Annotated in this window: 9 protein-coding genes; all 9 read right to left on the reverse strand. The window is 41.7% G+C overall.

All coding sequences use genetic code 11. The features are described 5' to 3' along the window. Window positions 1–64: 64 nt before the first annotated feature. Window positions 65–2578 carry a BREX-1 system phosphatase PglZ type A gene (gene pglZ / locus PSE7429_RS03410; RefSeq protein WP_009625656.1) on the reverse strand — a complete coding sequence of 838 codons (2514 nt, stop codon included), beginning with the start codon at window positions 2576–2578 and terminating at the stop codon, window positions 65–67. A 33-nt stretch (window positions 2579–2611) separates the two neighbouring features. Then, complete coding sequence (locus PSE7429_RS03415; protein ID WP_009625657.1) at window positions 2612–4321, reverse strand: DUF262 domain-containing protein; 1710 nt, start codon at window positions 4319–4321, stop codon at window positions 2612–2614. A 162-nt stretch (window positions 4322–4483) separates the two neighbouring features. After that, window positions 4484–8050: a BREX-1 system adenine-specific DNA-methyltransferase PglX gene (gene pglX, locus PSE7429_RS03420; RefSeq protein WP_009625658.1), complete on the reverse strand. Its 3567-nt coding sequence runs from the start codon at window positions 8048–8050 to the stop codon at window positions 4484–4486. A gap of 50 nt (window positions 8051–8100) precedes the next feature. Then, window positions 8101–8634 (reverse strand): hypothetical protein, encoded by a 534-nt coding sequence (locus tag PSE7429_RS03425; RefSeq protein ID WP_009625659.1) that lies wholly within the window; start codon window positions 8632–8634, stop codon window positions 8101–8103. Then, a complete protein-coding gene (locus tag PSE7429_RS03430; protein WP_009625660.1) occupies window positions 8635–9708 on the reverse strand; it encodes an AAA family ATPase in 1074 nt (357 codons plus the stop codon). Then, window positions 9705–13241: a BREX system P-loop protein BrxC gene (brxC, locus tag PSE7429_RS03435; protein WP_009625661.1), complete on the reverse strand. Its 3537-nt coding sequence runs from the start codon at window positions 13239–13241 to the stop codon at window positions 9705–9707. Before brxC ends, PSE7429_RS03430 begins: the two co-directional genes overlap by 4 nt. A gap of 94 nt (window positions 13242–13335) precedes the next feature. Next, window positions 13336–13863: a DUF1788 domain-containing protein gene (locus PSE7429_RS03440; RefSeq protein WP_083888360.1), complete on the reverse strand. Its 528-nt coding sequence runs from the start codon at window positions 13861–13863 to the stop codon at window positions 13336–13338. A 156-nt stretch (window positions 13864–14019) separates the two neighbouring features. Continuing rightward, a complete protein-coding gene (locus PSE7429_RS03445; protein ID WP_009625663.1) occupies window positions 14020–14811 on the reverse strand; it encodes a BrxA family protein in 792 nt (263 codons plus the stop codon). A gap of 76 nt (window positions 14812–14887) precedes the next feature. Next, a complete protein-coding gene (locus PSE7429_RS03450) occupies window positions 14888–16036 on the reverse strand; it encodes a hypothetical protein (protein WP_009625664.1) in 1149 nt (382 codons plus the stop codon). Between the last annotated feature and the right edge of the window lie 149 nt (window positions 16037–16185).

The raw sequence follows: 16185 nt of genomic DNA on the forward strand, positions 1-16185 counted from the left end.
ATTTTTGTAATTTTATGATGAAGAGGTGAAACGCTTCGCGCCGCGCCTCTTAATAGTACTTGGCTTAAAAATCAAAATCACTGGTGAACGATCGCCTAATTAAATAGCGGATTGATTTATATTCTTGATAGTGGGTGGTTCCCGATAGTTTTTCTTCTAGGCGCAAAATCACTTCCTGATTATTGGATTCATCGGCTTTTTTGGTAAGCAGAAATCTGATCTGTAGTTCACGTTCTCTAGGGTTTTCTGAGGCTATATCAAAATTGAGATCGTGGGAATCAGAAATTAGATCCCCTGATTGTGTATAAATACCTGCACGGAGATGGCGCGATCGCACTTTATCAGTAGTGGGTTGCACTTGATAAAAAGTCACTGCTAACTGTCCTGATGTAATCGTTGAGCTACTACCGCGCAGGATCTCTACTTCTACGGAAGATATATCGCTCTGACGCTTTTTATTAATTCTGATGATCGGAATAGTTATTTCTTGGAGTGTGGCTCCACCATGCACAAATCGACTACCTGAACCTTTGAGGCGTAATCGGTTGATGGATTTGGGAATACAAACTTCAATATCACCTGCTAGACCGAGGCTATTTGAGTCGAAGAATTTGACGCTATCGGTGCGATTGAGGTTTTTACCTAATACAAATCGGCGATCGCGGTAGAGAACAGTTTGACCTGTGACATCTTGGCTCAGAAAATCACTTTGTTCGAGGTCTTGATTTTGGTAGATAAATCCATGATCGGCGGTAATCAGGATATTATTTGCATTTGCCGCAGTTAGCTTTTTCACTAATTGAATTAACTCTTTGAGGGTGCTTTCGGCAGCTTCAAAGGCTTGTCCTTCAGATTGCAATTTGTCGCCAGTGTGGTCGATGCGGTTGTGATAGATATAGATCGCATCATTTGCTTTCAGGAGTTCGCGGGATTCGTCACGATTGAGGGCGATTAAATCTTCAGCCGCGATCGCCCTAGCCCGATCGCCTGCTTGTTTGAGGATTTTGTCACGATTAGCAGTACCGTTGGAGGGCTGTCCATCGACAAGGACATGACCAGTTTCATTGTCGGCAATAGCTAAGCTAGTATTTGGTAATAGGGCTGCCATACCTAACTGGGTATAGCTGGGCAGCATCGATAGGGCTGGCTCTATGGTCGCTTCATAGCGATCTTCTTGGCGGATTAGGCTCAAAAATTCATCGCCAATTTCGTATCGCATGGCATCGGAGATGATCACACAAATTTTGTTATCACGGTTGAGAAATGGACGCACCCAACGCTCATAAAAGTTTTTTTGGGAAGGGATCGGTATTGCTTCCCATTTTGGCGCGGCATCGATGAAGGTTTGCCAGCGATCGCTAAGTTTTAAAAGATAGTTATTGGTGTATAGATTTTCAATCTGATCTTTTAGATCTGAAATCGCTTTACTATTGCTTGAGCGACTGTGATAAATGACTTTGCGATAGTACTGGTCTAAACGGAACCAAGTTTGGCTATATTTTTGAATGCCATCGGCGATCGAGTCCATGCTCAAGTTAGCTTCAGCAAGGGTATAGATAAACTGAGCCGCAAAGTTAATACACTCATAAGCATCACGAAAGCGAGCGTACCAATGGCAGGTGCGGCGTTGATAAATTGTGGAGGTGATATCACTTAGAGAAATTGTCCTTGCAGTTAGCTGAATTGCTAGGTCGCTGAGAATTTTTTGATCGATTATTAAAAAATAATCTAGCTCGATCAGTTGATGCAAATCGCGTTTATATAAATCCTGCTCAATATTGAGAATCTCAGCACAGTTATCAGAGAGCTTTTCAAAGGATTCCGCAAATTGACGGCTATCTTTCCATCGTTTTAAGAAGACGATCGCATCGGTAGATAGTGAGGAATGGGAAGTGGGAAGTGGGGAGTTATTGGCGAAATTTTGGAAATAGCAATATTTGAAGAGTTGAATTGCGAAGTCTTTGATGCTTGTTTCTGCGGATATATATCCATAGGTTCTTTGCATTTGTTCCCATAGGAAACCATCTAATCCACAGCGATTAATTAATTTGATTTTGGTATCTTGATCGTTGGCGTGTTCTGCCAATAGCTGCTCGACGATCGCATCAAGGCGTGGGTCAGCAGATGCACAGACAGCCAACATTTTTAAACGGATCATTCCTTGAGTATCATTAGCAGCAAGCAAACGCTTTAAGGAGTCTTTGCGTTTAATAGCCTGAAAAAATTCTGTATGTGCCTGTATGACTTCGGCAAATTCTAGCCCTAACTCTAAGTCAGCTAATAGCAGAGCTACTTGGTCGGTGCGAAACTGTCCATAGGCTAACTGCACATCGAGTAACCAGTTATCAATATCCGCAGGTTGAGCGCCTTCGTGGTAGATCAAAAACTTTTGTTTGGGCTGCTCTCGCAAAATCCGATATTTGATTGCAAATTCATTATTTTTTAATTCAATTTTGATGACGCGATCGAGTTCTAAGCTTTCAAAGTCATCTCGTAATTCTTGTTTGCTGTCATACCAAAAGATAATCCGATCGCGATCGAATTGTTTGATTAAGGCTTGAGCAATGCGTTCGTTCATTTTGAGATATGTTTTGAGATGTATTTTGAAATCTTAATTTGCCTTGAGCATATCAACTTTCCAGATAGCTGTGGCGATTTTGGCTAGTTGGGCTTGTCTGGTTGTAATTGCTTTCTCTGTCCAGCTTTCGCTATTTTTAGGAATATCCGATGTGATTTTAAAGCAGCTTTCTTGGAATATCGCGATTTTTTCAGCATAGCCCTGATTGCCGATCGCCCGATTTGGCTTTTTCTCTAGTGGGGTCATATTGCCGAGGCGATAGACAAACTTGTCTTGATTTTGTTCATCGATATGTGACCATGCTTCGGCAGGATTTTCAGGGAGGATATGTTCTAGATTATAGGCTGCACTTTCAAAGTCAAACTCTTGTCCTGAGACTTGTTTTTCTAGTTGAAAGAGAATGTAGCGCACGACTTTTTTATTGCGGGAATTAGTGGTTTTTAGCTCTTTGTCGGTAAAGGCAGCTTTGAAAACGGCATCATCGGGATAGACGGATTGGAGTTCATCAAGGATTGATCGCAAGTTTGTCAGCGCCCCAGAATCGATCTTGTAGGCAACATTGTTATAAACCTGCTCTTGGTCTTGGGTTTGCAGATTGCAAATGACGTTGTAACGAAATGAGATAACGGCGATCGCCTGTAATAGTTGGGTAAAAATCTGGCGTTGGGTTTCGGCAAATTGGCGATGGGCTGACATCAGCATTGGCATCGGTTGACGCACATTAAACATTAACAATTGTTCGAGCAATCGCCTTTCTTCTGGTTTCCAGATCGACTCATGGGGATTACGCAGGGCGGCATAAATTGAGGCGGATCGATCTAGCTCGCGCATGAGGGCAAAGGATTGTTCTTTGGTGGTGACATGGCGGCGAATGGTTTTGAAGAGATCGGCTTTTCGCACCAGTTTGTGACTGCTATTCCAATAGACGCGCAAAAAGTCAGGGAAGCTCTCGCTGCCTAATTCATCGACGATCCTTTCCCATTTTTCTTCGAGGGCTTTGAGTTCGGTTTCGTGGGTGTTGCCTGATGCAATTACTGAGAAGAGATAATTTTTGAGCAAGTCAGTGGCAGATAGGCGCACACCGCGAGAGTTGAGGGTTTCAAATACTTTAAAGGCGTTTAGTTCATCGGTAACGGAGATCGCTGTAAAAAATAGTTTATCGACAATCGTATCGACAAAGATGGCGACGGCTTCACCGCTTTGTTGCGATCGCGCCGCAATTTTGTCGCGAAACCAGTTAAAGGCTTTGCGGAGTTGATGTTCTGAGGCATTTAAGCCCCGCACGGGAATTGGTTCGAGGGGGACAAGATAGGTTTGATAAAAGCGGTTGTTATGGCGATTTAGTTCTAGTTTGGAGCGTGGGATTAGGGAAACGGGGTCAACGTAGCCGATGTAACTATTTTGGAGGTTGTCTTTGCGCCTTTGGTTTTTGTCGGGATCGATCGCTTTGTTGACTAGATTTTGCAGATGGGCGAGGGCGGCGAGGATGAGGATGCTGATTGTGGTAAGGCGTTGTTGACCATCGATGATGTCAAATTGTTTGTTGTTAGAGGATTGCAGGACGAGGTAGCCCATGTAATGCGCCTGTTCACCATCTTCGGCAAATAGTCCGAGGATGTCTTGCCAGAGGTCGTCCCATTCTTCTTCTGTCCAAGAGTAGTCTCGCTGAAATGGTGGGACGCGGTAAAGCAAGCCGTTGCCGAGGAGTTGGCGAAAGGTTTGATTGGCAGTATTAAAGTTCATCATCCATTCCTGCAAGTGCATACCTATAAACAATGACAAAAGTGGGGACGCTGTACCCACTTTTGCAAGAGATCCCCCTCAATCCCCCTTAAAAAGGGGGAAGAAGAAAATTCTCCCCCCTTTTTAAGGGGGGCTGGGGGGGATCTAGACAATTCTGATAGTTTAATCATCCGTAGCTTCTAGTCCTGCGATCTTTTTCAGGGCTGCGCCAAATTTACCATAGTTGACTTTTACGCCGTCGTCGAGGTCGATCGCTAGTTGTTGGCTGGCGAGGGGATAGAGAATATCGCGTTCGTATTTTTCGAGTTCGTCGATGATTTTGCGTAGGTTTTCGATGGTTTTGAGGGCTTTAGTTTTTTCGGATTGGGTGGCGTTTTGGTCGATGCTGACGGCTTCGAGGTGTTTTTTGTGGGCGGTGAGTTTGGCGCGATATTCGCGGAGGTAGTCGTTGAGGACGATGCTGGCGGTGTCGGGGCGGTAGCGATGGAGGTAGATGAGGACGTTAAAGCTTCCTTTGGGGCTACTGAATAGCCAATAAATCGGGCGTTTTTTGTAGCGTTTTACGTGGTCGTTGTAGAAGTCTTTGAGGAAGTATTTTTGTATTGGTTTGTCTAGGGCTTTTTCGATGAAGGTTAGGTTGGTTTGATAGTTTTCTTCACCGAAGGTGAGGCGTAAAAATTTGCGAAATTGTTCGCTGATGTCATCGGTAAACCAGTCGCCTTCGAGGATGGGGATGACGTTATCGCGATCGGGCATGAAACTGGGATTAGGAATTTTTTGAAGATAATCTTCTATGGTTTCTCCTTGGTTGGCTAAAATGAGTCCTTCTTTATCAATAGAATATCTGCCAAACATACAGCCTACTGCATAAGAGATGAATTCGCGCATGGTGTCGGCTAGTAGAAGTGTTTCTAGTTCGGCTTCGCTTTTGTTGCTATCATAGCGGTAGTGAGGGTTACAGGTTAAAGTGATTTCTTTTAATGGAACTTCTGGAGTGAGTTCGTCTTGGAGTCCGTAGGCTTCAATGAAGATACGGTTGTTTTCTTCTTCGAGGCGTTGCATTTCTAGGGTTGTTTGTTGCCAGTGGTAGCGGAGTTGGGCGTATTTAGTGGAGAGTAGAGAGTTTGAAGTGTGGAGTTTGTTGTTTTGATTGCTTTCTACTTCGTACTTATCACTTTCTACTTTTAGAAGTGGCAGAGTTGTAAAATCCCATGAAGTTTCGTAAGAATTCCAATCTGAACAACTAATATTAATAATATTATCGATTGATTTTATTCTATCTTGGTTAGGATTAATTATTTCTTGATTAATTGGGAATGCTTTAATTTGTCCCACCTCAAAATTAAGAGTTGGAGATATTGCTGCAACTGTATTAGACATTATTGGAGAATTCATTACTCCAAGTATCGATTTTAAAACTTCTTGACTTAGATTAAAAATGGACATTCCAGCGTCAGCGAAAATAAAACCTCTTGGAAAAAATCTTAACGAAAAAATACTGCTTGAAACTTTAGACCAGCTTACACTTTCTTGAAAGTAAAAATCTGTATTTTGAGGGCGCGATTTAGATTTACCACCATTTTCAGTGCCAAAGTTTCTGATCTCATATCCATCATTTTTCCAATTAACGATATATTCTTGATTTCCATACCATTTCCTAAATTCACCACCCTTGTTATAAGGAAACCATTTTCTCTTAGAATCTTGAGCTTCTTTTCTATTCTGCAATCCAAATCCGATACTGTTATGTTTTACTTCAAACCATAACTTAATAAATCGATCATTGTCAGCCGTTGCTAATCCTTGTCTTGGAGAAGCAAGACTCTCTAATTTTTCTGATGTAGCAAAAATATCTAGGACTCTCTTACTTACCCAATAAGCGATCGCACTACTAGGAATCTTCTTAAAGTCATCGACAGAAGCCCGATAAATAAGATTGTTTTTCTTCTTTTCAATGAAAACAAGTTCTTTATCCGCAGACTGTGGCGCATCATTGAGATTAATGTAAGCCCCTAAATTTTTGTGAGGAGAATTTACCAAAACAAAAGCACAAGCTTGCACAACCTTAGAATTTAAGTCTGGAAAACTATTGTAGCCAATCTGAATTAATGTTGCTATATCTTGTTTTGCAATTAATTTCTCTCGCAACTTCTCAAACGAAGACAAAAACATCCAACTTTGCATTGTAACCATAGCCACTAACCCATTCTTGACAGCAAGCTCAAGATTACGCTCCATAAACATTGCAAACAAATCAGACTTACTATCTGGATAATTATCCTTCACCCAAGCCGACATTCGATTATTCATCCCCTTCCCACCCATATAAGGCGGATTCGCAATCACCACATGATACTTAGAACTCAGAAAATCAGCCTGCCTCAACACCCGCAAAACCTTCTCATGAGTCCTGTAAAAAAACAGACTACCTTCCACATTCTTCGACCGCAAAATCTCAACCATCCCCGCCACATCCGTCACCGTCGGACGGATTAACGAACCAAAATTATTCGACTCCTCAAACTCATGCAAAGTCCGTAACAAAGGCGCAGTAAAGAGATCTCGCCCCACGAAATCCATATAGCCCTGCACATCATCATCCGCAAAACTCACATTCTCCAACACACAAATATTCGGCTTAATTCCCTTATTAAAAAACCGCCGATGCTTAGTAGCCTTCATCGTCAACGCAAGCGCCGCCAACTCACCCGCCCGTTCGTCAATCTCAATCCCAAACAAATTCAACGTCAAAATCTTTTCAGGAATCTCCGCAGGCTCATACCCTTCTTCTTCATAAATTGCATACAACAAATCAAACGCATACACCAACATATGCCCCGACCCACAAGCAGGATCGCAGATTTTGATATCCTCTGGCTTCGCAATTCGCAGAAAATTTGTTTCCGTCTGTTCGGGAGCAATATAGTATTCCATCTGCTCGATCAGCCGCGAATTAGGATGATTTAACATCCATAAACGACCCAAAGAATTCTCTACCAAATAACGCACAATCCATTTAGGCGTAAACAACTGAGTCGCCGCAGGAATACTTTCGGGCGTAATCTTGCGATTTTTCTTCAACGCATCAAACACCTCATCCTTCTTCTCCGAAATATAAAACTGATAGAGCCAACCGATCGCCTCCACATCCTTACAAACATCGGGAGTCAACGTCTCGCGGGTATAAGCCAAAATCGAATTGCCCGACAACAAATCATCAGGCATCAAAAGCTCCGTATAGTTGGCAATGCGATCAAATAAATAGGGCATCGCCTTATAAAAATGATTACATACCGACACAATCAGCGATCGATAAGCCTCAGTTTGCGGATCGGGACTAGGGCTAGTGCCATTTAATAAAGCAAAAATGCGATCGCGCACCACCGCATCCGCCACCAAATCCTCATCAATATGCCCCATCTTCGCCTCAGCCAAAATCTCAGGCTGAAACTGTCCCTCCGCAGGCGACAACACCCCAATCTTCGTATAGCGATTTACATCCATAAACCGCAGCGCACAAAATCGATTAAACCAAACATAAGCCACGCGATCGATCACCTGTTCCTTAGAACTAGCCTTAATCTCCTTTTCGAGATCGGCGATCGCCTCCCCATATTCCCGCCGCGCCATACTCTCAGGCTGCAAAACCAGATTCAAGCGACTAGTGACCTGCTCGATCAAACTACGTCGGGCAAATTGTGCAAATCTTTTGAGTCTTGAGGTGTCCATGTTTTTAGTTGGGAGTGGGAAGTAGAGAATTAGGAGTTAGGGATTAGGGGCTAGGGGTTAGGGTTTGATAAGCGTTGAATTGTCCAATCTTTAAATGTGCGATTCCAACCATCAACGGACAACACAATACAATCTTTGACATAATCTCTTTTCCAAGGCTGCTCGCATTCATTGCGAATATTGCGGAGCAGACGATCCTTAAAGTTACTGAGAACACCTTTTTGAAGCACATCATCAAACGCATCTAAGCCCAACAAAACAATATAAATAATTGGCTTGGTATCTCTTTCCATAAGATGCATATATGTATAAGAATCTCGTATTTTAGGCGTTAATTCCTCGGTTATAAGCTCATTATTACTTAGCCTAGCTAGATATTTTTGTCTTTCTTTGTCTGGAGTCAAAAAATTTGAGGGGTCTTTAATTTCTATCAACAGCAAATCTTTCTCTCGCTCGATGATCAAATCCACAAAAGACATTCCTTGTGGTAATCTAACACCCTGTCGATCCAACTCTTCCCACTTAAGTTCATCTGGAAAGCTAAATTCAAGATCGGCTCTAGTCTCAGCTTTATATAACTTCATCTACACTCCTAACGCCCTTGATACATCTCTATCGTAGATTTCGGCAAAAGCGTCAGAGATAGAATTTTGATTAATGTCTTGATAGCGATCATAACTCTCCACAACAATTTCTTTGGAGTCAGTATTTCGATAAAGACTGTGATAAATCACCTCATCACCTTTACCTTTATCCATCAACAAATCAAGCCATTTCAGCAAAACATAATCATGGGTTGCCAAAATAATTTGCTGACCATTACGCGATAGCTCTAGCAAAATCTCGACAAGAATCTGCAATAACTTGGGATTGAGATTAACTTCAGGCTCATCCCACAAGAGTGTCCCGCTACTCCCTGGTTGAATCGCCCCCGTCTCTAGCAATCTTGCTAAAATGCCAACCTTCCGAAAACCCTCAGCGATCGCATTTGCCGAATATTCAACATTACCCGCCTTAAAAGTGACATTACCACCACCATAAAAAATAAACCGCCCGCCACAAATTTTTTCGATTTCGGCGATCGCCCATTTAGACTTTTCGTGTAATAACTCTGGACGTTGAGAAGGCAGATCGAGTAATACACAGATATCATTATAAGTTTCATCAAAAGACAATTCATACCTCTGATAAAGACTGACAAATCCCTTCATAAAATAAAGAACTTCCTTAGTCGGAATAAAGACAGGCTCTTGACGATATTGTTGATAGTTATGATCTTTTTGAATGGCGATCGTTTGAGAATTATTATGCAAACTAATTTTGATGGAGCGATCAAGCGAAAAGTCAGCTTTGAGTTCTGCCTTTTCGCTCGCACCTGTATTGTGCATTTTGCCCACCTTATTCTCTAGAGGCAAGAAAACTCTTAGAAATCTCTTTGTAAGAAATTCACTTAAATCTTCCTCACTCACCTCTGCGTTATTGTGATCTAGTTTCTTATTAAATAATTGACTACCAGACGCTAATCCATACACCGCTTTAAGCAAATGCGTTTTGCCCGTACCATTCTCACCAATAATTACATTAATTTTGGGTGAGAAACCAACAGCTAAGTTGCTGCGAAAAACCATAAAGTTCTTCATCTCAAGCCTAGTAATCATATCGAAATCCTCTTGTTCTGTTGAATCTCAGCCATAAAAGCCTCACGCATCGCTGCCAAATAGCGATCCACATCTGCCTCATTTTCTAGCCATACCCGATCAAACTTAACCTGAATTGACTGCTTCGCCACATAAGCGATCGCCTGATTGTCCTTAACCGATACTTTGTAAGTACCACCGACTAAACTCTTTGCCGTTGAGTCAGGCTGAACCCGATTAGTCGCCGTCGCCCACTCACTTACCCGCACCATCAAGCCAGCATAAGTCTCTTCCTCAAACCGCCGCCGCATATCACGAATTACCGCAATTAGACTTTGGTTAGCGATCGCCGTTAAAAAATTGCTAAAGGGTTGCACAATCTGAGTCTGTTGTTCAGCACTCAAACCAGTAAACTCAGACATCGCACAAAGTCGAGTTTGTAGCTCCGTTACAGATGTTTTGGCGATCGCGATCTCCTCTTTCACCTTTTCGGCAACTGCTGCCGAAGCGCGATCGCTCAACACCTTGACCTGCTGCATCCGATTACCCTTAAAGCATTGGCGATCGGCTAAGATCGCCCGCATCTGCTCGACATCAGTACCAGCAATATAAGCAAAGTTAGACTCCTGAGCCTGCACAAATTTTTGCGCCTGCTCATAAATCTCCCTCTGATTACCATTCATAAAGCCCCGAATTGGCGCAATTACCTGCTCTTTCAAGTCCAGCAGATCGTCCTGTTTTTTAGATAACTCCGTTAAATACCAAGCATAGGACTTGCCCTTCACATCAGAAATCATTGCGATCGCAGGATCGAGGGCTTGCAAAAATGGATATTGCGACACCTGCGAGGCGATCGGCATGAGTAGATTCAATAACTTCTGAAAAGCCTCTCCCGTCTCCTTACCTAAAGCCTTAGCTTCGCTCATTGTCGGCGACGCATCAAAAAACTCTTGATAAAACTCTTTTAAGTTGCGTACCTGTGAAGTCGTAAAGTCTATTTGCGGCTCCAAAATCACATTGCCATAGCCACTTGCAGAACGCAAAGCCTTTTCTAGCGCATCCCCTTCCACAATATTGCTATCAATCTTAGTGTCTAGCTTGCCCCGCACCGATAACTTGGCGATCTGACAAAGAGTTGCCGCCTCATACCAGCCATAGGGTTTCTTGCGAAAGCGATCGATCACCAATTTTAAAGTTGTCCTGATCCCCGTCCGATTATTGCCCTGTATAAAAGCAAGCACCTCCTGCTCCGACTCATCCAACGTAGTCACATCATTTCCAAATAATCCCTCTTGAGAATTATTCAGCACATTTCCCAAATCATTTTCACTGTAAGAAATTCCCCGCAACATTTTCAAATTGGGATAAGTTCGCTCAATCAAAGTCTGAAATCCCTTAATAATCCGACTCTGAGCATCTTCACCTCCAACTTCAAACTTTGTCCCTGCCACATACAACTTAGACTGACCGAGCAGAGCCTTGATCGATTCCTTCAGTTGTGCTTCTCTAGTCCTATTACTAGAAGCCTTGTATTCCAAGATCCGCTTAATCCCCTCCTGCTTAGCGATCGTCACATTCTGGCGAATATACTTTTCCGTGCGTTTGTACATCATCAGATCGCTCATCAACCGAGATTCCACAGGCATAATCACCAACAACTCATCAAACCCCATACTCTGCATCGCCAAAGCAGCTTCATTATCAGCATTTTCATGAAACGGCGTGATCACATTAATTGTTAACTCATGTTCCCTCCCTTGCAGCCGCCCATCTAACTTACGAGAATACTCATAGTCATAGTTATTTTCAGCATTACGGATCTTCCGATTTTTAATCACATAATCAAAAATGAGCTTTTCTAGATCGTCAGCCAAATCGCGAAACTCAACCTCTGTATTTTTAATTTCCTGCTCAATATCCTGTTCTTCATCAGTCAAATAAACATACTGTTCCCCATCGCGCTGAATATAGTTTTGCTGCTCTAAGAGATCTAACGCTTCTTCGATGTCTTTACTCAATTGTGGTAAGTCTTGATTAAACTCATCCAGCATCAACACACATAAATTTCGTAAAGTTGATTTAAACTCATTAATATACTTGACTAAAAACAGCGTTCTCAGAATACGAATGGCAAGTTGATTATCTAAATTCTGTTCCGCAGTGCGAATCGACTTATAAGCACTTGACTTCAGCGCTGTGCGAATTCCTTCAAACATCAAATCAAAGGTAGCCAGCTTTCCAATCGGGCGATCGCAAATCTGAATAGCAACTAATTGAAATACCGCCAGCATTGAGCGCTCACCCACAGAGCTATGCTTACCAGTAAAAGCATTATGCTTTGACAAATTTTGGATCGCCGCCTGAAAGAGCGTAAATTGATAGGGAATAAACGGATAGCAATTAGTAAAATGCTCACAATCTTGAAAATTGCGATAGGTTTGCGAACCATCCGTAAAGTCAAACAAAGTCTTAAAGTTATTAGCCTGCTCTTGATAAATAGTTGCCAATAGTGGCTTAACCGCCTCGGTCTTAGTGAGAAGACGCTTTTGGATCACCTCAGCAACATCTTGACTGGTCAGCACCATCCGATTGTGAAACCGCGCTTGAATCTTGCTAAAGTCATTACTCTGTTGGCGGTTCATTTCTCCCACCACTGAGTCCATATCCTCCTGAGCCGTCACAATAATCCAAGCTCTACCCTGACATTTAGTGGTAAGACTCTCCGCGATCGTCTGCAAGTTAGTCATTAACTTTACATTTTCCGCTATGTACTGCCCCACCTCATCGACAAAGAAATTTAAACGAAAATCAAGACTTTGTTTGTCCAGATAAGCTTTCACCTGATCTGCAAAATCTTCAATCGAAACCCGATACTGACTGCGATACTTATCTAAAATAGCGATCGCGGACTCAGAATCATTCCCCGTCACCGCCGCATAAGCCCTAGCAATATTTTGCCCTTCCAACAAAGCCTGCTCTCGCCCCTTTTGCCAAGTTCTTCCCGCAATCTCCTCATACTTATCTTGAAAACTGGCATAAAACCCACGACTATCAAGATCGCGCTCAAATTGAGCAATATGACCTTGCTTGCCATAATAGCCACTCATTTCATCAAATACTTTCACAAATACAGCTAAGAGTGCATCAATCTGAGTCTTACTAATTACGTCAGCCTTTTGGTCAATATTAAATAAAATGCTTTTCGAGGGAATCGCCACCGCTTTTCTAAGTTCACCGCGCAAGATCTCGTTATCTCGACACTTCCACAAAAACGCTTCTAAAATTTTCTCCCCATCAACCTCGCGATTTTCCAAAAGCAAAGCCAACATCTTGAGCATATGAGACTTACCAGATCCAAAAAATCCTGATACCCAAACCCCATTTGCCCCCTGATAGCCATTGTATGCTTCTAAAAATGACTCAAGCCGCTTTTCCACCTCGTTAGTCAATACATATTCCCGAATTTCTACCCCCAATCGCGCCTCATCATCAGCCTTAATCACCCCTTCAATAGGACGCTTAATATCTTGTGCAAAAATCGTTTGTAAAAGCATAATTTTTCAGACTAAAAATAAAAGAACTACACCCTAATCCTTAAACCGCTAATTCCTTCTTACTCCTCACTTTCCACTGCCCACTTCCTCCCACTCAAACCTCATAATCAGCAATATTAAAAGCCCGATAATAGCGATCGTCCCGCAGCCTACCAAAAAGCTCAAGAGACGCACCAGACTCTAGCGAGTGGGTGTATTCTCCCGGGAAAAAGATGAGAGTCGGAATTTGGGTTGCTGTACTTTGGAGATTGTTCAAAATACTATGAGTACGAATATAGGGAAAAACTTCACCAACACCATTCAAGAATATCACGTCAAAATCAGCATCTTGCATTTTTTGGGCGATCGCAGGCACAAGATGCGTATCAGGATCGAGTACTCCCTGCAATAACTCCTTCAGTTGTTCCTTAGATACTGAAGTTTCAATATCCATAATTTGCTGCCAAATCCCCCTTTCCTGTAAAAGTGCGATCGCCAAGTCATAAATATTAATCTGTAAAACTCTTACTCCAGACTGCTCAAGACGACTCACTAACTGAGATTGTAATTGTTCGATTTCAACCGCATCTTCAGGCTGATATGCACAAATGAAAAAAGGGACTTCATTATTTAGTCCTTGCATTTTTAAAAATCGCTGACTAGAAATCACTTTATATAAATGCTCCAATCTTTCTGCTACCGACTTGAAATTCTGTTTCACCACAATTAATTTTCTCCTTTAAATACAAAATGCAGTAATTGGTAGCGCTTCGCGCTGCCAATACAAACCTCTAGATCGCTAACCAACTTCAAAATATGGAAACACAAAAATATCTGGATGCGAATTCTCAGCAAGCTCATTTAGAAGTCTAGGACTTAGTAGAGCAACATTAATTTCGTTTTCAGTCGTTAACAACCCAGCTTGCCGCATCATTCTGAATAAAACTTGACGAGACTTATCGATTGTTCTTTGACTGACTTTAGCTAACTCTTGATGACATTCTATTTTTTTAGAAAAGAAAAAATTGAAATCTTCATAATTAAGACTATTCTTGAGACTCAGATATCTTTCCCTTAAAACCTCTACTGCAAACTCAGCAACAAATTTATAACGGCGACAGATTGCTAACCACAATAAATAACCTTGCTCCTGAATAGTTGTCTCGGTAAGTAACTCTAACTCGTTTTGACTAAGCATTTTTAATCTAGAACAAACTTCTCCACAGATACGTTTAGTCGTACTTAACGTCTTAGCTTGCAATAAATTATTCGCAACAACTTTTTCTCGAACCAAATTCCAGTCTCGAATATCAAGGAATAAACTTGCGACAACCAAAGATTCACGAAACAGCAAATCTCCAGCAGTAAATGACAAACTATATGTCTTTTTTTTTGCTGTTTGCTTTCCTTGTTGAAGAGATAAGGGTCTATTTAGCTCTATCCATAAATCCAACTCATCTTTTTGAAATTTCCAAAAGCGCCCTATACGATGTGCAGGCATTCCATGTTTAGAAATCCATCTATATACTGTGTTACGTCTAATTCTAAGTTTTTTGCAAATATCATTGGTAGATAGCCAAAAATTTTCCATATTCTTTTGTACCGTGTAACCTAATCTGTTAAAGACGGATTCGTTACGTCAACAATAACGCATCCTACAAATATACTTAACATCTCTGACAAGAATAAGAACTAGACTGTGAGGAATTGCCACAACTTCCACAATTAGAACAAATATAGAACTGTAAACTATTATCTGCAAAACAAGGCACAGCTAGTACATCACGTCCAAATACGCGATCGCTCCAGCCAACTGACCGATCGCTAATTTCAAGATTAGCCCCACCAAGTTTGATGTACGGATAGTTAGTTTGGCATTGCCCACATCTTTGTAAACCCCAAGTGGTATTACATGATTGACAATGAGCTTCAAAACAATCATTGCCGATATTTTCTATATTAATATCAAAGCTATTTGCCGAATAGTTTGCTGGGCAAGTGGGACAGGTTAAGAAAGATTCAAATTCTTGATCAACACTTTCGGGCAAATTTTCTAGTTGCCGTAGTCTAACAACCTCTCCCCTAGCCGAATTACCTTTAGCCTCTTCTCTCTTAATCATGCTATGCAAGTTACTGGTGAATACTTTGCGATTGCTAAGAGAAAGAGGACGTATGAACAGAAGTTGATTGTTTTGGGGACTTTGACGTATTGCGCCAGTCTGCTGAATCGGTTTAAGTAGTTCATCAGGCAATCGAGATTCTAATACTTTTTTGATGGGATAAGCGCTGTACTTTTGGGAATAAATCCACCACTGAACAGCTCTAGCAACTCTCTCTGTACTCAAAATATCAAAAGGACTCACTGGCAACAAAGCTAACTTGCGATCGCTTTTAAAATTAGAATTGAAATCAGAATTCAGTAAATCATTACCAATAGTATTAAAATATCGTCGCAACTTAGGCGATATTTTGGACACATCCTGAGCAGTCCCAAAATAAAGAATAATTGTCCGATACGGCTGTGAATTGGCTTGATCGATTACACTCTCAAGTAATTTCAATATCTGTTCGCTTGTTTGTTCATCGGGAGATTCTGCTAATTGTGCGACTACCGGAATAAATTTTAAAATTCCTAATTTCTCAGATTCCAGTTGAATTGAGCCATCCTCTAGCCATTGGAAATTTAGAGATTCAGATTCTTTAGCCGAATCTTGCTGCAAAGAATACGATTGACCGCATTCAGGTAAAGCTGAATCTGATGAGTAGCCAAATCCGCGATCTCGATCGGTTTTCATCAACACCTGGCGTTGTTGCATAAAAAGGGGGTTAGAAGGTAAATTAAGTATTAAGCAGGAGATGAGACCCCGAAAGATGACAGAGAAATATGAGATCCGCAACTGGTCAGAGTATAACGCAGGGCTGAAACAAAGAGGAAGCCTGACCTTTTGGATTAGCGAAGAAGTAA

Source organism: Pseudanabaena biceps PCC 7429 (assembly GCF_000332215.1).
Taxonomy (GTDB): domain Bacteria; phylum Cyanobacteriota; class Cyanobacteriia; order Pseudanabaenales; family Pseudanabaenaceae; genus Pseudanabaena; species Pseudanabaena biceps.